We start from the raw sequence: 19,098 nt of genomic DNA on the forward strand, positions 1-19,098 counted from the left end.
GTTGAATGTTAGAGAGAATGAAACGCTTGGACTGCGGATTACACGACGAGGCGCATATACGCAAAGGTAAAAGAAAGGTCTGAGGTGTTCTGGGAAAATTTAAACAAATGCCGAATCTGTCCAAATAGACTAGTTATGACTTATCAAAGCAGACATCGATGAATGATATTTATTACTGGCTGAATGCATAAAAAAACTCGGTTAATGCACTACACTGTAAGGCACGCTCGCCAAAGCCTTTTTTTCGGCGGGTAGTTCCACGCCTAGCAAATCATGTACACTTACCCGGATTTTATTGGAGAGCTGGGTGATGGGTAAGTCGTTGCTATCGTACCCAAACGGGTTCTCAATTTCGTTGCCAATCATCTCCAGCCCGAGCATGGCGTAGGCCCCAATCATGGTCACGGGCACCATCCACCAGCCGCAGGAATCGACCAGCACCAAGGGCATTACCATGATGAAAACCGTGATGTAGCACTTAATAAAAAAGCTGTAGGAATACGGAATGGGCGTGGACTTGATGCGCTCGCAGGTGCCGTTCACGGTCATCATGCCCAGGTAGTGCTGCTTGATGTTAATGAGGTGGATGGGGTCGAAAATCTGGACCTGGCGCAACTGTTCCACGCTTTCCATGAGCACGGCAATGATGGTGGAGCACACACTCTCGGCCTTTTGGAGGCGCTCGATGATGTCCGGAGTGGCCTCCATCTTATCGAAACGGACTTTGTTGCGCAGGCTGCCTTCGAGGGCAATGGGGAAATTGGAGATGAGAGCGGCGAAGTAGCGGCGGCTGGATTTGGCCTCGCGGGGCAGCAGGGCATTCATTTCCATGGCTAGGCCCCGGCAGTGCGACACGAGCTGGCCCCACACGCGACGGCCTTCGTAGTACCGGTCGTAGGCAGTATTGGTGCGGAAAACCAGCAGCAAGCTGAGCAGGATGCCCAGGATGGACAGGTATTCGCGCCCGATGCGGACGTTGAGGGTATGGAAGTCGATGCTGATGACGGCGATGGCCGAACCGTAGAGCCCAACCAGGGCCACACGCTTCAACAACAGGCGGATAACCGCCGAAGTATGAAAGTGCCACAAGGCCCGCCACCAATCACCGCCCTGATAAACAATCATTGAGAAAGTATTTTTTTGTCCTGCAACGGCAAATCATTTGCCGGGGTTGAACCGAATTAGCCGCACAATAGAATAGTGAAAATGGACGGTTACCGAATCCATATTCGTGTGGCGATGGGCCGTATCATAGGTCATGCCACATTTTGCCGCCTAGCGCTTCTCTAGCCAACACACTTGTGCCTCACAGTACTCGGCAACAGGTTTATCATCCATAATATAGGATTTTTACATTATTTGGACGAATACCGAATAAATACCAAGCCGAGCGCCCGCTTAGCCAATCGGGCCGCAAAGGTAAGAATCACAGGCTCGGGACGCTAACTGCGGGAAATAATAAATGGGCCACGCGCAGCGCCGACAGCCAGCCAGCGAAGTGGATTCGGCGGCAACCGGTTTTCTTTGTAATTCACTTCACGCCCGGCATGGAAATTATTAAACACTTTTTCGACCTTCTGCTACACCTCGACAAGACCCTGGTGGATGTAGTACACAACTATGGCACCTGGACCTACCTGGTGCTTTTTCTCATTGTTTTCACCGAAACGGGCATCATCGTGTTTCCCTTTTTGCCCGGCGACTCGCTGTTGTTTGCGGCCGGTGCGCTGGCAGCCCGCCCCGAAACCGGCCTGAGCGTGTGGATAATTATCCCGCTGCTGATTGCCGCCGCCTTCATCGGCGACAACGTGAACTATGCCGTGGGCGATTATCTGGGGCCGCGGGTATTTCGCGAAGATTTCAGGTTTCTGAACCGCAAGTATCTCGACCAGACGCAGGCGTTCTACGCCAAGCACGGCGGCAAAACCATCATCATGGCGCGCTTTGTGCCCATCGTGCGCACGTTCGCGCCGTTTGTGGCGGGTATTGGCACCATGACTTATCGCTACTTCGCGTCTTATAGCATAATGGGTGCGGTGCTGTGGGTGGTGGTGCTCACGCTGGCAGGTTTCCTGTTCGGCAACATTGAGGTGGTGAAAAAGAACTTCGAATTGGTGATTCTGGGCATTATTGCGCTGTCGGTGCTGCCGCCGCTGTGGTCGTTTGTGAAAGGCAAGCTGGCTGGCCCGGCCGACGCACCGGCCCGGTAGCAGCAGGCCACTCCGCACGAGAGGGCCCTGTCCCCGAGTTGTAAGCCGTCCCGGATTTTCATATTCGGGACGGCTTTTTTGCGCTACTTTGGGTTGTTTTTCGGTTTTAATTCCAATTCCATGCGTCAGTTCGGGCTCATTGGCCGCACCTTAAATCACTCGTTCTCGCAGACATATTTCAGCCAGAAGTTCTACTCGCAAGGCCTGGCCGACCACGCGTATGAGCTGTTTGAGCTGGCTACCGTGGGCGAGTTGCCGGCCCTGCTGGCCGCCCACCCCCACCTGGCGGGTCTGAACGTAACCATTCCCTACAAGGAAAGTGTGGTGCCTTACCTGGATGAGTTGGCCAGCTCGGCCCGGCGCGTGGGGGCCGTGAACGTGATTGAATTCTTGCCCGATGGAAGCCTGCGCGGCCACAACACCGACGTGGTAGGCTTTCGGGAGTCGTTGCGGCAGTTTTTCCCGGCTTTGCCCGAGGCCCGGGCCTTGGTGCTAGGTGCCGGCGGCGCGGCCAAAGCCGTAGGCGTGGCGCTGAATGATTTGGGCATTGCCCACTGGTCTGTCACGCGCGACCCGCTGGGCCCCGGCCTGACCTACGACGACCTGACGCCGCAGGTGCTGGCCGCGCATCAGCTTATCATCAACACCACGCCGCTGGGCACTTTCCCGCTGGTGAACGAGTGCCCGCGCCTGCCCTACGAGGCGCTGACGGCGCAGCACTACCTGTATGACTTGGTGTATAACCCGGCCGAAACGCTGTTTATGGCCAAAGGCCGGGCGGCGGGGGCACAGGTAAAAAACGGCTTCGAGATGCTGTGTCTGCAGGCTGAAGCGGCCTGGAACATTTGGAACGACGAAGCGACTGCCGGATAAGCAGGAATCTGTTTGCAACCTTTTTGCATGGGCATGCATCTCCCATAAGCCAGCCCACCACATTGCTGGCTATCTTCTGATTGACACGCCTTTCTATGCAAGCGAAAATGGACACTTCTACCTTTCTTTCCCTGGCCGGCGCGGGTTACCGGGCGCGGGCATGAGCAGCGGCGCCCTCACCTGGTTTGCGTTCGGGGCCGATGACGTGCTGCCCGACCAGCCCGCCACGGCGCCGCGCCTCACGGCCAGCCGCAGCGCCGCTGTGACGAGCCCGCCCACCGAGGCCGAGCTGATTGACGGCTGCCTGCGCGGCCGCCAGCTGGCCCAGAAACTGCTCTACGACAAGTATGCCGGCAAGATGATGGCCGTGTGCCTGCGCTACGCCCAAACCACCTTCGAGGCCGAGGACGTGTTGCAGGAAGGCTTCCTGACGGTGTTTCGGACGCTGGCCAGCTTCCGGCGCGAGTGCCCGCTGGAATTCTGGATTCGCCGTATCATAATTAACGCGGCCCTGCGCCAGCACCGCCGCAACGCCTCGCTGGTGGCGGTGAGCGACGGTGATTATCCCGAAACCCTGGCCAGCGAGGAGTTCACGCTCAGCAATTATAACTTCAACGAACTGCTGGAAATGGTGCAGGAGTTGGCTCCGCGCTACCGCATGGTTTTCAACCTTTATGCTATCGAAGGCTATACCCACAAAGAAATCGGCGAATTATTAAGCATTACCGAGGGCACCAGCAAATCCCAATATTCCCGGGCCCGCGTCATCCTACAAACTAAACTGGAGCGCCTCGGTGCCCCAACCCGCCATGTCCGTTAATCCTATCGAAGACAACACTACGCCTAAAACCACCGGCAGCCTGGAGGAATTATTCCGCCACCACTTGGGCGAGGAGGCCGCCGTGCCCCCGCGCCCCATGCTGTGGGACCAGATTGACAACTCGCTGCTGATTCGACAGAACGAAACCTACCGCCGTCGCCTCATGGCCACGCGCTGGGTGGCGGCGGCCAGCCTGCTGCTGGCCACGCTGGCCGGCACCGGCTGGTGGGCCAGCCGCACCGACGTACTGGGCGGTGCCGAAATAGCTGCGAATACCGGTAACCCATCGGGCCGCGCAACGACTACCGCCACGCTGGGCATGAAGGAAGTAGCGGGCCAGCCCACTGCTTCGCTGGCGGCAAATGGCTCGGCAGCCGGTGCTAACGGGGCGACTTTTTCGGGCAAGGCCTCCATCGGCAACGGCACCTCGGCAAACAATAACGCCAACGGTGCATCAGCAGATAACCAGGGTTTTGGCACTATGAACCGGGGGACGGTGGCTGCGGCTACCCAAGCCAAGTACACTGGCTTCGGTCCAGCTTCGGCGGCTCGCTACTCGGCGGGCAAACGTGCAGCGGCGGAATCGACTTCGCAGAACGGGCTTGCCTTAGAAGGCTACTCGGTAACTACTGACGAAGCGCTGACCTCAACTACCAACCCAACTGCTGCCCCAACGCACTCCGATGAGCAGGCCCCAAACCGGAATTCCGGCCGAATGCTGGCAGCGGCGGACGTAGCCACCACAACAGCGGCCGGCACTTCGGCAGCCATCGGCGGCACAGCCGGCGCAACGGGCAGTGGCATATCGGCCAGCACTTCGCTGGCCACCACCACCGCTTCGGCGGCAACAGTTGCCCCCGGGGAAGTGAGCCTGCTGGCGGCCCGCCAATCTGCGCTGAGCCTGGCCAATACCACCACCCTACCCAATGGGTTGGCCACGGTATCGGTTGAAGACCTGCCCGCCATCGACGCGCATCGCTGGCATTACGGGGCCAGCTACACCGCTGGCGTATTTAACCCCAACGTAAATTTCTCACGGGCCGGCATTGAGCCGGAGTTTGATTACGACCGGGGGCCTGCCTTCGGCACCGACTCTCCGAAGCTGACCGAAGTAGCGGCCACCGAATACCGCAACAACCTGCGGCCGGGCCTGAGCCAGCGCATTGCACTACTGGCCACGCGCCACCTGCGCGGTCATTGGTCTTTGAGCACCGGGGCCGAACTCAGCCAGGCCACGGCGCAGTCGGCTTCGTCCTCGTCCTTCGTTGGTGAGCAGCTGTTCGACCTGGGTCAGGGCAGCAAACACACGCTGCATACCACTAATTTCCGCTACAACATGGCCAGCATTCCGCTGGAAGTGCGCTACACCAACCCGGTGAAGCGCGGCTGGAGCCTTTACGGCCGCTTGGGCGGCGTGGTAACGGCCCTGTTGGGTGTGCGCAGCGACGTGCAGGGCGACCCGGAAGCTACTCGTACTTACTCCATCGCCTCCACCGGTGGCCCCTACCGGCGCGTGATGGGCAGCCTGCGCGGCGGCGCGGGCACCCAGTTCCGCACTGGCACAGGCAAATGGGCCTTCACGGTAGGTCCGGTAGCCGAAATCGGCCTGGTGGCGCTGAATGCCCACCCGGTGCAGAGCTACTTCGCGCAGAGCCACCCGTATAGCTTCGGACTGGAAGCCGGGGTGGAGTTTGGGCGGTAGAAATCAGTGCTCGCCTGTCATCCTGAGCGCAGCGAAGGACCTTCTCACGTTCGCATATTTTGCTCAGACGTAAGAAAGTCCTTCGCTGCGCTCAGGATGACAGACGAATCCACCCCTTTTCCAATTCCCGCGAAACCCATTATCGCCAATTTGGGTTAAGGTAGGCTGACCATTTCGGCCTACCTTTCGCGTTGCATGGAGTACCAACTGACCTCTGAATTCAAGCCCACCGGCGACCAACCCACCGCCATCGCTAAGCTGGTGGAAGGCGTGAACAACGGCGAGCCCGCCCAAGTGCTGCTCGGCGCCACCGGCACCGGCAAAACCTTCACCATGGCCAACGTCATTGCCGAAACCGGCAAGCCGGCCTTGGTGCTGTGCCACAACAAAACCCTGGCCGCCCAGCTCTACGGCGAGTTCAAGGCGTTTTTTCCGAACAATGCGGTCGAGTACTACATCAGCTACTACGACTACTACCAGCCGGAAGCTTACATCGCCAGCACCGATGTATTTATCGAGAAAGACCTGGCTATTAACCAGGAAATTGAAAAGCTGCGGCTCCACACCACCTCCACCCTGCTCAGCGGGCGGCGCGACGTAATTGTGGTGGCCTCGGTGTCGTGCATCTACGGCATCGGCAATCCCGAGGAGTTCGCCAAAAACGTCATTTTCCTGAAGCCGGGCATGCGCTACACGCGCAATAACCTGCTCTACCAGTTCGTGCAGATTCTGTACTCGCGCACCGAGGTGGAGTTCACGCGCGGCTCGTTTCGGGTGAAGGGCGACACGGTGGACGTGTTTCCGGCCTACGCCGACTACGCCATTCGCATCTACTTTTTCGGCGATGAAATTGAGAGCGTGCACAAGATTGACCCGGTGAGCGGCAAGAAGCTGAGCGACGAAGCGCACGGCATCGCGCTGTATCCGGCCAACCTGTTCGTAACCGGCAAGGAAACGCTGAATTCGGCCATCAAGCAGATTCAGGACGACATGGTGCAGCAGCACGCCTACTTCGAGAAGGAGGGCCGCGACGCCGAAGCCAAGCGCATCATGGAGCGCACGGAGTTCGACCTGGAGATGATTCGTGAGTTGGGCTACTGCTCGGGCATCGAGAACTACTCGCGCTACTTTGATGGGCGCACGCCGGGCTCGCGGCCCTTCTGCCTGCTCGACTACTTCCCCGACGACTACCTGCTGGTAGTAGACGAAAGCCACGCCACCATGCCCCAGATTCGGGCCATGTGGGGCGGCGACCGCAGCCGCAAAACGGCGCTCATCGAGTACGGTTTCCGCCTGCCTTCGGCCTTGGACAACCGGCCGCTGACCTTCAACGAGTTCGAGAGCATGTACCGGCAGGCGGTGTACGTGAGCGCCACGCCGGCTGACTACGAGCTGGCCCAGGCCGACGGCGTGGTGGTGGAGCAAATCATCCGCCCCACCGGCCTGCTCGACCCCGAGATTGACCTGCGCCCCAGCATCAACCAGATTGACGACCTGCTCGACGAGGTTGACAACCGCGTGAAGCAGGGCGACCGGGTGCTGGTGACCACCCTCACCAAGCGCATGGCCGAGGAGCTGAGCAAGTATATGGACCGCCTGGGCATCAAGGTAGAATACGTGCACTCCGACGTGAAAACGCTGGACCGCGTGGAGATTTTGCGCAAGCTGCGCCTGGGCGAAATTGACGTGCTGATTGGCGTTAACCTGCTGCGCGAAGGCCTCGATTTGCCCGAGGTGAGCCTGGTGGCCATTCTGGACGCCGACAAGGAAGGCTTCCTGCGTGACCAGCGCAGCCTGATTCAGACCATGGGCCGGGCGGCGCGGAATGACCGTGGCAAGGTCATCATGTACGCCGACCGCATCACCGGCTCAATGCAACGGGCCATCGACGAGACGAACCGGCGCCGCGCCACCCAAATGGCCTACAACGAAGAGCACGGCATCACGCCGCGCACGGTGCGCAAGTCGCGCGAGGCCATCATGGGCCAGACCGATTTGGCCGACTACCGCATTGTGGAAACCACCGGTTACGCCAACCCCGAAGCCGACGGCGTGGCGCTGGCCATGGCCGCCGAGCCCGTAGTGGCCATGATGAACAAGGCCGAGCTCGAAAAGCTCATCAAAACCACCGAAAAGCAGATGGAGGCTGCCGCCAAGGACCTCGACTTCCTCACGGCCGCCAAGCTGCGCGACGAGTTGGCCGCGCTGAAAACCATGCTCAAAGGCAAGCGGGAGTAAGAGCGTACCAAACAGTCGTTTTCATCCTCAATAATCCTCGTATGCTCCGGTTTTTATTTGTCTCAGCCCTATTTCTGCTCACTGCGCTAGCCCATGCCCAGCAACCGGCAGCAGCGTCTTATCAGTACATGCACATCAGTTATGGTTCAGCTGAAATCAGCTTCTTGCCCGCTTACAATGGCAAGGAATCCATCAAAGTCGCTGATATCCGCGAAGAAGGAAGCAACAAGCGGCGGGCACCGCTAGAAGCCATGAGCAAGGTGCTGACCGATGCTTCGGCCGATGGGTGGGAGGTAGTAAGCGTGGTGCCTATCACGTCGACGATGGGAGGTAGTGGCGGATTTATCGGGGCGCTCTATTTACTGCGCAAGCCGAAGTAGCCGCTACGGCTGGCGGTAGAGCACGCCGCCCTTCATCACCAGCCGGATTTGGCGCAAGGCGGCCACGTCCTGGGTGGGGTCGCCAGCCACGGCCACCAGGTCGGCCAACAGGCCGGGGCGGATGGTGCCCCGGTCGGCGAGGTGGAAAATCTGGGCGTTGCCGCTGGTGGCTTGGCGTAGCACTTGTAGCGGCGTGAGGCTGTAGTCATGCACCAGCAGTTCGGCTTCGCGGATGTTGTCGCCGTGGGCGAATACGCCGACATCGCCGCCTTGCGCCAGTGTCACACCGGCTTTGAGGGCGGCGGCCATGCTCTGGTGCTTTTGTTGGATGCGGGGCGGGGCCGGGTCGGTGCCTTTGTGCCAGCCTTTATATTGGGCCGTGGCATCGGAGGCGGCCACGGTGGGACACAGGGCCACGCCACGCTTTTTCATGAGGGCGAAGATTTCGGGGGTGCCGCCGTCGCCGTGCTCAATGGTTTCGACGCCGGCCAGGACGGCGCGGCGCATGCCCTCGGGCGTGCTGGCGTGGGCCACCACGCCCCGGCCGGCTGAGCGCGCCGTTTGCACTATCAGCGTCAGCTCCTCCTGCGAAAACGTGGGTTGGGCCGAACCATCGGGCCCCCAGCGGTAGTCGGCGTATACCTTAATAATATCGGCGCCCTTCCCAATCTGCTCCCGCACGGCCCGGATGATGCCATCGACGCCATCGGCCTCCTGTGCGCCCTGGGGCACATTTTCGTCCACCGAAAGCTTGGGTCCGTAGCTGCCGGTAGCCACCAGCGCCCGCGTGACCACCAGCAGGCGCGGCCCGGGAATGATGCCTTGGTTGATGGCTTGTTTGAGGCCGACATCGGCAAAGCCTGCGCCTTCGGTGCCCAGGTCGCGGGCGGTGGTGAAGCCGGCCAGCAGCGTGCGCTGGGCGTGCACCGTAGCCCGCGCCACCCGCAGCGCCTGCGATTCGCGCAGCACCTGGTCGTCCCAGGCGGTTTCGTTGTAGGGATGCAGCAGCAGGTGCGAGTGGCCTTCGATAAGCCCGGGCAGCAGTGTGAGGCCGGGTAGCTCCAGGGTGCGGGCAGTGGGCTGCGGGGCTACCTGCGCAGCCGGACCGGCGGCGATGATTTTATCATTTTCGACCAGCACGACCCAACCCGAGTGCATTTCCTGGCCGTCGAACACGGCAGCAGGGCGCAGCAGCGTGGCGGTTGACCCAGCCGGAACACCCTGGGCACGGGCTGTTGTGCTCAGCATACTCAGGGCCAGCAGGCCGCCTAAAACCACGCAGCGGAAGCGCCCCGAGCAGCGGGCGCGGCCCGATTGACCAGCAGGAAAGTCAGAATATCGCATAAATAATCAAGGCCGCCCCATTGGTACGGGGCGGCCTTGCGAAACTACTCTGCACAGGTGGCTTATGCCGGTACCGGCCTTTCGGCCAGCGCGAGCACACAAGCTCATTATTTACTGGCCGTGGGCGCCGCCATTTCCGCCACGGGTGCCTTTGGAGCCAGTAAATGGCGGCTTTTGGCTACTACAATGTGCTTGGCTACCTGGAAGGCAGCCCGCTGCTTCACGTCTACCGACGAGGCGGCGGCCTGCACGGTGTACGTCCCGGCATCCGTCACCCAGGCTGAGGCAGCGGTGTCGTAGGAAGCCAGGTCGGCAGCGGTGAGGGTGAAGCTGAGCGTCTGGGCCTTGCCGGGCGCGAGCAACGACGTTTTGGCGAAGGCTTTCAGCTCGCTCTCGGGCTTGGCGAGCTTGCCTTTGGGGGCGCTTACGTAGAGCTGCACCACTTCGCGGCCCGCCGTTTTGCCGGTATTGGTGACGGTGAGCGTGGCCGTGAGTTTGTCGTTGAGCGTGGGCGCGCTGAGCTTCAGCGGGCCGTAGGCAAAGGTGGTGTAGCTCAGCCCGTGGCCAAAGGCATAGGCTGCCTGCTTGTGGAAGGTGTTAAAGTAACGGTAGCCTACGTAGATACCTTCGGCGTAGGTGTTTTCCGACTCCTGGCCGCCCATGCCGCTGGTTGGGGCTGCGCCGGCCCGCACTTTACCGGGGAAATCCTGGCTGTATGGGATGTCGGTGTAGGCCATCGGAAACGTGGTGGCTAGCTTGCCTGAGGGGTTGGTCTGGCCGCTCAGCACGTCGGCTACCGCGTGGCCACCTTCCTGACCGGGCTGCCAGGCCAGCAGAATGGCATCGGCCTGGCTGCGCCAGCTGGCGGTTTCTACCACACCGCCCACGTTCAGTATCACCACCACTTTCTTGCCCACCGCGTGGAAGGCCGTGGCAACCTGCTGAAGAATGCTTTTCTCATCGGCCCGGAGCGTGAAGTCGTCGGTCACTTTACGGTCGCCCCCTTCGCCCGCGCTCCGGCCGAGGGTGACGATGGCCACATCGGCGGCCTGGGACTGCTGCTGCAACGTAGCCGCATCCAGCCCCATTTCCGCAATGACGGGAACGGGCTCGAAGAAGGTTTTTTTGGGGGGAATCTTGGCTTTTTCGGTCCGCAAATACTGTTTGTACGCTTGGCTAATAGTAGAACTGACGGAAAATCCCGCCTTGCTCAGTCCCTGCTCAATGGAAATAGTGTAGGCGCGGTTCACATCGCCGCTGCCCGTGCCGCCGGCAATGAGGTTGTAGGACGTGTTGCCGAACAAGGCCAGCTTCTGGCCGGCGGCAAGCGGCAGCGCTTGGGCTTCGTTGCGTAGCAGCACCATGCTTTCGGCGGCGGCCTGGCGAGCCACGGCGGCATCGGCGGACAGCGCGGGGCGGCTGGTGTAGCTGTCGCCGAGGAAGGTGGGCGACTCCAGCACCAGTTCCAGCACGCGGGTCACGTTGGCATCGAGCTGGGCGGGGGTGAGCTGGCCGCTTTTGGCGGCCGCCAGCAGGGCCTGCGTCTGGGCCGTGGTGCCGGGCATGAGCAGGTCGTTGCCGGCCTGGAGCTGGGCCACCGGGTTCTGGCCGCCGTACCAGTCGGTCATTACCAAGCCTTTGAAGCCCCACTCCTGCCGTAGCAACGCCGTAAGCAACTCCGGGCTTTGGGAAGTGTAGGTGCCGTTCACGCGGTTGTAGCTCGACATCACTGTCCAGGGCTGGGCCTTGCGCACGGCAATCTGGAAGCCTTTTAGGTAGATTTCACGCAGTGCCCGTTCGCTCACCTGCGAGTTCATCTTCATGCGGTTGAACTCCTGGTTGTTCACCGCGAAGTGCTTGATGCTGGTGCCCACGCCATTCGATTCGACGCCATTTACAAAGGCCGCCGCGATGTTGCCGGTCACCACCGGGTCTTCGGAATAATACTCGAAGTTGCGCCCGCCCAGCGGGTTACGGTGGATGTTCATGCCCGGAGCCAGCAGCACATCAATGCCAAAGGCCCGCACCTCGCCCCCAAAAGCCACCCCCACTTTGTGCACCAGCTCGGTGTCCCAGCTCGACGCCAGCAGCGTGGCCACCGGGAAGGCCGTGGCGTAGTAGGTCCGGGTGCTGTCGCCGCCCCGGATGGGGGCAATGCGCACACCGGCCGGCCCGTCCGATAACGTGAGCGACGGAATGCCGAGCCGGGCAATGGCGTGGGTGCGGCCCGCCGCGCCGGGCACTTTCTCGGGCACCTTGCGGTCGGCAGGGTCGGATGGTGGCAGGATGCCTTCGGGGAAGCCGGCCGGGTAGAAACCCATGCCCACCACCAGCTTCACCTTTTCCTCGGTGGTGAGGGCGGCCAGAATTTCCTTCAATGGCGCTTTGCCCAGCTGCGGCGCAGGCGCCTGGGCCGAAGCCGCCCGGCTGCCCAGCAAAGCCAGCAATACCACCAGCGGAAACTTACCGCCTAAGCGGCCATGCAAACGGTACAGACTACGCATGATTTCAAGGTTTATTCATTGACAATCAATTTTCTATCGCCCCACGGAATACGTGCGCCGCTGCGGCCCCACGCCGGTAATCTTCACCGATTGCCAGCCGGTGGGTAGCGTGGCTTTGCGCTGCACAATGCCGGCCGGCGTGATATCCAGCCCGCCAAAGCCCATGAGCACGGCTTGTAGCACGCCGCCCGCGCCGGTGGCGAAGTAAGGATTGGTGCCGCCCTTGGTTTCGGCAATGACGCGGAAGGGCGGCAGCAGATTTGGTTCGTAAGAGTCTTTAAACCAGAGCTTCGCCTTGTCGGCATTGCCCAGTCGGGCGTAGAGCAGGGCGAAAATGCCCTGAGTCATGGCCGGGGTGCCTTCGTTGGGCACGCGGGTTTCGTAGTAGGCCAGGTCTTTGCGGATTTGGGCCGGGTCGGTGATGACGTTCAGCGGGTAGGCCAGCAGGTTCACGTCGCCCTGCTTGATGCCTTCGCCGTGGTAGGTGGCGTGCTCCTGGGTCACGCCATCGGCCATGCGTAGGATGGGAATGTTCTGAGCCACCAGCGCCCAGTCGGGGTTGGCGCGCAGGCCCAGCAGCCTGGCGGCGGCGGCGGCGTTTTGCAGGTTGACTTTGGCGGCGGCGTTGGTGAAAGCGTCGTTGTCCACGTTTTCGGCCCACTCATCTGAAGCCACCACGTTCTTGATGTCGTAGTGGCCGGGGCCGTTGCGCTCCACCCGGCTGGCCCAGAAGTCGGCGGTGGCCGAAAGCATCGGCCAGCCTTTCTCGCGCAGCCAGTCCTTGTCCTGCGTCACGCAGTAGTATTGCCAGGCGGCCAGGGCCACGCAGGCCGAAATGTGGTGCTCAAACGGCCCGCTCAGGGCCCACACCGGCGTTTCTTCCACGCCCGAGTCGGCGCTTTCCCACGGGTACATGGCGCCCTGGTAGCCGTGGGCAAAGGCATTGCGCCGCGCCGGCTCTAGCCGTTGGAACCGATATTCAACCAGTGACTTGGCAATTTCGGGGTGCAGCACCAGCAGCGCCGGAAACATCCACAGGTCGGCATCCCAGAACACGTGGCCATTGTAGCCCAGCCCCGAAAGGCCCATGGGCGAGGGCGAATAGTCGGTGCCAGCCCGCGAAAAGCTGTAGAGATGGTAGAGCATCGAATGCACGTCCTGCTGCGCTTGAGCGTCACCTGCAATTTGAATGTCGCTCTGCCACAGGTCTTGCCAGGCTTTGGCATGGAAGGCCAGCAGCCGTTCGCGGCCTTCGAGGCGGGCGAAGATGGTCATGCGCTCGGCCTCGTTCAGCGGGTCGGGGTGGTGAGCCGAGGTGATGGCCGAGCCCGCCACGGCATAACCGTAGGTCTGGCCCGCTTTCAGGGCTTTGCTGAACTTCATCAGGTGCTCGCCGTTGTCCCACATTTCGTGGATGACGCGCGGCTCCAACCCCTGCCCTTCCGTGAACAGAAACGTGGTGGAGGCGCACAGCAGCAGCTTGCCCGTCGGGCTTTTGGCCGAGGACGTGAGCAGGCGCACGGTGGCATGCGGCCGGTCGATTTCGTTGTAGTAGTTCTGCACATCGCGCAGGGCGTCGGGCGTATCCATCACGCTGGCGGCCGTCAGGGCCAGGTCCTTTTTCGCCACGATGGACACGTCCAGCAGCACCGTGTAGGGCAGGTGGCGCAGGGCGTAGGTAGTGTAACTGATGGTGGCCTTATCCTGGTAGTCGAAGGTGGTGGTGAGGGTGGCCTTCTGCATGTCCAGCGCCTGCCGGAAGTGGCTGGCATCGGCGGCCCCCAGGCGGCGGCCGTCGATTTCCAGGTACATGTTCAGCAGGTTGATGCCGTTGAGGAAATTGCTCACCCGGCCCCGGCCGTACTGGTCGTAGGCCCCGGCCAGCACCACGTTCTTCACCTTAAACGGCTCAGCCGACGACACCACGCCCATGATGCCGTTGGCCACGGTCACGCCGTAGTAGTTGGCCGGGTCCACCTTGTCGGCGACGATGCGCCAAGGGTCGGGCGTTTGGGAGGTTTGGGCGGTGGCTGGTTGGACGGCTGCAGCCAGCCACAGGCTGGCACAAGCTGCCAGGAGGGAGCGAATATTCACGGGTGGGAAATGAAAGAAGGTGAGAGCAACCGGAACCGCAGCAAAAAGCCGCCATGCCGACCCGAAGTAAGCATGACGGCTTTTGCTGCGGCTACCCGCAAAGTGGCACCGCGCTGGTGGTGCGGCTACTTGTACTTAGTAGCCCGGGTTCTGGGTGATATTGGGATTGATGGCCACTTGGGAGGTCGGCACCGGATACACCAGGTATTTGGGGTCGCTCTGGGGCTTGTCCTTGCGGGCAGCCAGGAACTTGCCAAAGCGAATCATGTCCTGCCGCCGCCACGACTCGCCGTAGAGCTCGCGGCCGCGCTCATCAAGCAGAATGTCTAGCGTGAGAGCCGGCAGCGCACTTGCACCACGTGAGGGGTGGGTGCGCAGGGTGTTGACGATGGCCAGGGCCGTGCTTCCGTAGATGCCCGCGCTGGTAGCAGTACCGCCGCGCATGATGGCTTCGGCCTTCATCAGCAGCACGTCGGCCAGGCGGAAGGTGACGTGGTCATTTTCACAGCCGTTGGTGCCCTTGGCCTCGCTCGCGTAATCGACGGGGTATTTCAAGGGACGGATGCCTTTGGCTTCCAGGTCGGCGCCTCTTTCAAAGAGGTTGATGTCCTGCGTGAACGCCAGCGGAGCTCCGCCACGCGTGGTGAGCGGCGCATCGGTAAGCAGGTTGTACTGCTGGCCCGCCAAGAAGCCCACGTTGATGCGGTTGCCCGGGTTGGCCGGCCCGCCGGGCGAGGCGTAGGCCACGCCCCGGCGCTTGTCGCCTGGCTCAAACAGGGCATAGAACTCGCCCGTTGTGGCCGGGCCGTTGTAGCCATTCACGGGCACCATGTTGTAGTGCGACACGAACTTCCAGAAGTCGCGCGTGGGGCCGGCATTGCCGAAGGTATTAGCTTGGGTAAAAATATTTTCCAAACCAATGGCCGTGTTGTTGGGCGCGAAGTTGTCGAAGAAATTAGGCGTGAATGAGTACTTGCCGCTGGTGATGATTTGGTCAGCCAGCGTGATGACCTGGTTCATGTCGGCGGCCGCAAACGTTGGCGTCTGGCGGTTGGCGTACGCGCCCTTGTTGAGGTAGCACTTCATCAGCAGCACCCGGGCAGCATCTTTGGTAGCGCGGCTCACGGGGGCATCGGGCAGGTCTTTCTGAATGGTCGTCAGCTCACTGATGATGAAATTGAGCGCGTCGGTGCCCTTGCGCACCCGGGCGTCCTTGCTCAGCTCTTCGCCGGGGTCGCGGTACAGCACCTGGTCGTAGAGGTCGAGCAGCAAATATTCGGCCCAAGCCCGAATAAAACGCGCCTCCGCCTGTTGCTGGGTAGTGGGGTTGAAGCGCAGCAGGTCGGTCGCGGCGTACTCGATGCCTTCCAACTGGGTGAAGGTGTCGCGCACCCGCTCGTTGTTGCCGTCCCAGGTATGGTTGAACAGGGCGCGCCACTTGCCGTTGTCGTCCCAGTCCGGGCCGCGGGTGGGCATGATGCGCGCATCGGTCGACACCTCTTCGAGGGCAAACACGCTCACGCAGCCCTGAATGGGGTCGCGCTGGGCGTTGTACACGCCCTGGAGCAGGGCCGTGGGCGAGTCGATGGTAACCTGGGACGTGTTGATTTGGCCGCCCAGCTTTTCGCTCAGGTCGCAGCTACTGACCAGTTGCAGCAAGCCCAGCACGGCCGTCGCGGAGGCTATTTTTTGGTATCTCATGGGAAAGAGCAATTAGACGTTAGAGATTGAAATTGACGCCGAACGTGAAGACGCGGGCGCTGGGATACGCCAGGTAATCGATGCCCACGGAGGGCACTTGGTTGGCCCCCCGCTTCACGGTGTTCACTTCCGGGTCGAAGCCGTCGTATTTGGTCAGCACAAACAGGTTCTGGGCCGTGGCATACACGCGGGCCCCTTTCACGAAGCTGCCAAAGTCGCCCAGGCCGTAGGCTAGCGTGAGGTTCGACATTTTCAGGTAGTCGCCTTTCTGCAGGTAGCGCGTAGAGGCCGAGCCGGCGTTGCCCACGGCTTCCTTAATGGGGTTGTTGAAGGTGGAGAGAGCAATGTTTTTGCCCGCCCCAATCTGCCCCACATTGCCCACGGCATTAAGCGTGTTGTTGTAGATATACTGCCCGAAAGCGCCCGTCATGTTGGCCACCAGCGAGAGCTTGCCGTAGCGCAGGTTGGCCCCCAGGCCCAGCAGGGTACGGGGGTTGGGACTACCCGAGTAAGCCACCGCGCCGTTGTTAGCGTACTGCGACTGGCCCTGGTCGTTGAGGCCCGTAAACTGGGGCAGGAAGAAGGCATTGATGGGGTAGCCGTTGGTGATGAGCTGCGAGGTAGCCCCCGATAACCCTTGCCCGTTGATGGCCCCGGTGATGATGTCGCCGCCCACCAGGTCCTTCACTTCGTTGCGAATAAACGTGGCATTCGCGTTCAGGCCCACTTCTACCCGCTCGCTGCTCACCAGCGTGGTGCCCAGCGCCATTTCTACGCCTTTGTTGATGATTTTCCCATCAAGGTTTTTCCAGTAGATGGCCTGCACCTGCGGCGCGGGCTGCCCGGGAATGGTGGGGAACAGAAGGTCGGTAGTCGTTTTGTTGAAATAATCGGCCGTGAAGGTGAGGCGATTGTTGAACACAGCAATGTCGATACCGACGTTATACTGTCGGTCGGCCTGCCACTTCAGGTCGGCGTTTTTGCCGTTGAGCGGAATAACAACTCCGTTGTTGTCAAGCGTAAAACGGTCTTGAGCGGCACCGGCCGGGAACTCCTGATTGCCGGTAAGGCCAAAACCGGCGCGCAGCTTCAACTGGCTCAGCTTTCCGGCCGGGAAAAATGCTTCCTGACCCAGGTCCCAGGCTGCGGCAAACGACGGGAAATAGCCCACCTTGTGGTTGGCTCCGAACTTGCTGCTTTCGTCGCGACGCAGGGTGCCGGTCAGAATGTAACGGTCTTTGTAATTAAAGATGGCCCGGCCGAAGAACGACTGCAGCGCCGATGTGGGGTCGATGAACGAAGTAATGGTGCGGTTGCCAGCCGCCGAGAACTGAATGTAGTTGGTGTAGTCGAGGCCGTAGTTGCCAAAGCCACCAGTAGCGGCGTTGCCGTAGGCATTCATGCCCGAACCGGAATTGGCAAACTTCGTGTACTCGAAACCAACCACAGCATTCAGATTTAGGTTGGTACTCAGCGCTTTGTTGAAGTTTAGCGTGTGTACCATCTGCTGGGTCGTAAGCTCGTTGTTGCTGATGGCAGCGTAGCCCTGGTTCTCGATGCCGGGGTAATTAATCAACCGCTGGTTGGTAGACTGGCGCCGTTCCCCGCTGCTGTAGTTCACGCTCAGCATCAGGCGGTACTGCAGCCAGTCGGTGAACTTGTACGAGGGAGCGATGCTGGCCAGCACAGAATTCACGCGCGACCGGTCGTCGTACAGCTCCTGGGCCGCTAGGGGGTTTATCACATCGCCCTGCACGATATAGAGCGAGCCATCGGCGTTGCGCAAGGGCTGGGTGGGGTTCCACTGCAACGCCTGCCCGATGAGGCTGCCCCGGAAGCCGGCGTCGGTGGTAATCGGGGCCAGCTGCTCTTTGAACTGGCTGGTGGTCATGTTAATGTCCAGCCCCAACTTCTTGCTTTCCAGAAACTGAAAGTTGGTGGCCAGGCTGGCGCTATACTTCTCAAAACCAGTCCTGCGCACGATGCCGTCCTGGTTGAGGTAGCCCAGCGACACGCGGTAACGGCCGGTTTCGCCGCCCCCGGACATTGCCACGTTGTAGTTCTGCAGACTGCCCGTTTGCAGAATTGATTTCAGGGCATCCACATCGCCACCCTTGTCGGCGCTAGTGGGGCCGCTGGTAGGCAAACCGTAGTAGCTCAGCGCCTGCCGGTACTGGCTGGCGTTGAGGTATTCCGGCCGGCGCAGCAAAGTCGAGAAGCCGCCTGATGCACTTAGGTTTAACAAAGGCGCGCCCGTTTTACCTTTCTTGGTGGTAATGAGCACCACCCCGTAGGCGGCCCGCGAGCCGTAGATGGCCGTCGCCGAAGCATCCTTCAGCACCGTCATCGACTCGATGTCGTCGGGGTTGAGGAAGTTGAGCGGGTTGCTGTCGGCCCCGGTGCCCACGTCGGTCGAAGCTGTCAGGCCCGGGCGGGCCGTGCGACCGTCAAGGGCCACGCCGTCCACTACGTAGAGCGGCTGGCCGGTGCCGGTCACGGCCGAGTTGCCCCGGATGCGCACCGAAGCCGGGCCGCCGGGCTGGCCGCTGTTGTTGCTCACCTGCACCCCCGACACCCGGCCCTGAATCAGCTGGTCGGGCGAGGCGTAGGTGCCGCGGTTAAAATCCTTCTCGCCTACCACCGCCACGGCTCCGGTCACGTCCTGCTTGCGGGCCGTGCCGTAACCAGTTACCACAATCTCATTCAGCGCCTGCGCGTCACCTTTCAGCGCTATCGACACCGACGACTTGCCGGTGATGTCGACCTGCTGCGCAGAGTAGCCCACAAACGAAAACGACAGCTTTGTGGCAGTAGTCGGCACATCGAGCTGGAAACCGCCATCGGCTCCGCTGCTGGTGCCGGTACTGGTCCCGGGCACCAGCACCGTTACACCGGGCAGGCCGTTGCCGGATTCGTCCGTCACCTTGCCCGAAATTGTGCGGTTGGCCTGGGCCTGGCCCAACAGCGGAAACAGAACAAACAAAATGCCCAGCAGCAGGAGCTTCAGGAGTGTTGTTGGGCCGCGCCCCCCGGAGGTGGCCGGCAGCTCACACGGATTATACCGTTTGTAAACGTTGTTTCTCATGGTGTGAAAAGTGAAATGGTGGGAGATTTTTAAGCAGTTGGTGGTTGGCAGGTCTCAGAAAACGATTTCTGCAAACGATTTCGGAGAAGGCAGCGAGTGGCGGGTCTATTCATGTATTGCAGCGTTAGGTGAGAAGAATGGGTTGTT

General features: G+C 61.0%; 12 protein-coding genes. 6 read left to right on the forward strand and 6 right to left on the reverse strand.

What is annotated here, in order from left to right:
- Positions 1 to 201: 201 nt before the first annotated feature.
- The gene (locus I7X13_RS18165) at positions 202 to 1,125 is read right to left on the reverse strand and encodes a bestrophin family protein (protein WP_198069785.1); all 924 of its coding nucleotides are present in this window, start codon (positions 1,123 to 1,125) and stop codon (positions 202 to 204) included.
- A gap of 422 nt (positions 1,126 to 1,547) precedes the next feature.
- Between I7X13_RS18165 and I7X13_RS18170 the strand changes: the two genes are divergently transcribed.
- The 6 genes from I7X13_RS18170 (at position 1,548) to I7X13_RS18195 (ending at position 8,223) form a co-directional block, all read left to right on the forward strand.
- Entirely contained in the window at positions 1,548 to 2,210 is a 663-nt protein-coding gene (locus I7X13_RS18170) for a DedA family protein (protein WP_198069784.1), read from the forward strand.
- Positions 2,211 to 2,330: 120 nt separating this feature from the next.
- Positions 2,331 to 3,083, forward strand: coding sequence for a shikimate dehydrogenase family protein (locus tag I7X13_RS18175; RefSeq protein WP_198076565.1), 753 nt, complete (start codon positions 2,331 to 2,333; stop codon positions 3,081 to 3,083).
- A gap of 160 nt (positions 3,084 to 3,243) precedes the next feature.
- Entirely contained in the window at positions 3,244 to 3,903 is a 660-nt protein-coding gene (locus I7X13_RS18180) for an RNA polymerase sigma factor (protein ID WP_198076566.1), read from the forward strand.
- A complete protein-coding gene (locus I7X13_RS18185; protein WP_198076567.1) occupies positions 3,893 to 5,605 on the forward strand; it encodes a hypothetical protein in 1,713 nt (570 codons plus the stop codon). Before I7X13_RS18180 ends, I7X13_RS18185 begins: the two co-directional genes overlap by 11 nt.
- A 195-nt stretch (positions 5,606 to 5,800) precedes the next feature.
- Positions 5,801 to 7,843: an excinuclease ABC subunit UvrB gene (gene uvrB, locus I7X13_RS18190; protein ID WP_198069780.1), complete on the forward strand. Its 2,043-nt coding sequence runs from the start codon at positions 5,801 to 5,803 to the stop codon at positions 7,841 to 7,843.
- Positions 7,844 to 7,884: 41 nt separating this feature from the next.
- Positions 7,885 to 8,223 (forward strand): hypothetical protein, encoded by a 339-nt coding sequence (locus I7X13_RS18195; RefSeq protein ID WP_198069779.1) that lies wholly within the window; start codon positions 7,885 to 7,887, stop codon positions 8,221 to 8,223.
- 3 nt (positions 8,224 to 8,226) lie between these two features.
- Here I7X13_RS18195 and I7X13_RS18200 read toward each other — a convergent pair whose 3' ends face one another.
- The 5 genes from I7X13_RS18200 to I7X13_RS18220 form a co-directional block, all read right to left on the reverse strand.
- A complete protein-coding gene (locus tag I7X13_RS18200) occupies positions 8,227 to 9,471 on the reverse strand; it encodes a metal-dependent hydrolase family protein (RefSeq protein WP_198076623.1) in 1,245 nt (414 codons plus the stop codon).
- A gap of 203 nt (positions 9,472 to 9,674) precedes the next feature.
- A complete protein-coding gene (locus I7X13_RS18205; RefSeq protein WP_198076569.1) occupies positions 9,675 to 12,071 on the reverse strand; it encodes a glycoside hydrolase family 3 C-terminal domain-containing protein in 2,397 nt (798 codons plus the stop codon).
- A 33-nt stretch (positions 12,072 to 12,104) separates the two neighbouring features.
- Positions 12,105 to 14,165, reverse strand: a complete 2,061-nt coding sequence (locus tag I7X13_RS18210; RefSeq protein ID WP_198076570.1) for a glycoside hydrolase family 65 protein — start codon at positions 14,163 to 14,165, stop codon at positions 12,105 to 12,107.
- A 135-nt stretch (positions 14,166 to 14,300) separates the two neighbouring features.
- A complete protein-coding gene (locus tag I7X13_RS18215) occupies positions 14,301 to 15,866 on the reverse strand; it encodes a RagB/SusD family nutrient uptake outer membrane protein (RefSeq protein WP_198069776.1) in 1,566 nt (521 codons plus the stop codon).
- A gap of 19 nt (positions 15,867 to 15,885) precedes the next feature.
- Positions 15,886 to 18,951: a SusC/RagA family TonB-linked outer membrane protein gene (locus I7X13_RS18220; RefSeq protein WP_198076571.1), complete on the reverse strand. Its 3,066-nt coding sequence runs from the start codon at positions 18,949 to 18,951 to the stop codon at positions 15,886 to 15,888.
- Between the last annotated feature and the right edge of the window lie 147 nt (positions 18,952 to 19,098).

This window comes from Hymenobacter negativus, from assembly GCF_016056375.1.
Classification (GTDB): domain Bacteria; phylum Bacteroidota; class Bacteroidia; order Cytophagales; family Hymenobacteraceae; genus Hymenobacter; species Hymenobacter negativus_A.

Excerpts from the sequence above, each read along its gene's own strand:
- I7X13_RS18165 (WP_198069785.1), bottom strand. The coding sequence starts at position 1,125 with ATGATTGTTTATCAGGGCGGTGATTGGTGGCGGGCCTTGTGGCACTTT.
- I7X13_RS18170 (WP_198069784.1), top strand. The coding sequence starts at position 1,548 with ATGGAAATTATTAAACACTTTTTCGACCTTCTGCTACACCTCGACAAG.
- I7X13_RS18175 (WP_198076565.1), top strand. The coding sequence starts at position 2,331 with ATGCGTCAGTTCGGGCTCATTGGCCGCACCTTAAATCACTCGTTCTCG.
- I7X13_RS18180 (WP_198076566.1), top strand. The coding sequence starts at position 3,244 with ATGAGCAGCGGCGCCCTCACCTGGTTTGCGTTCGGGGCCGATGACGTG.
- I7X13_RS18185 (WP_198076567.1), top strand. The coding sequence starts at position 3,893 with ATGTCCGTTAATCCTATCGAAGACAACACTACGCCTAAAACCACCGGC.
- uvrB (WP_198069780.1), top strand. The coding sequence starts at position 5,801 with ATGGAGTACCAACTGACCTCTGAATTCAAGCCCACCGGCGACCAACCC.
- I7X13_RS18195 (WP_198069779.1), top strand. The coding sequence starts at position 7,885 with ATGCTCCGGTTTTTATTTGTCTCAGCCCTATTTCTGCTCACTGCGCTA.
- I7X13_RS18200 (WP_198076623.1), bottom strand. The coding sequence starts at position 9,471 with ATGCTGAGCACAACAGCCCGTGCCCAGGGTGTTCCGGCTGGGTCAACC.
- I7X13_RS18205 (WP_198076569.1), bottom strand. The coding sequence starts at position 12,071 with ATGCGTAGTCTGTACCGTTTGCATGGCCGCTTAGGCGGTAAGTTTCCG.
- I7X13_RS18215 (WP_198069776.1), bottom strand. The coding sequence starts at position 15,866 with ATGAGATACCAAAAAATAGCCTCCGCGACGGCCGTGCTGGGCTTGCTG.
- I7X13_RS18220 (WP_198076571.1), bottom strand. The coding sequence starts at position 18,951 with ATGAGAAACAACGTTTACAAACGGTATAATCCGTGTGAGCTGCCGGCC.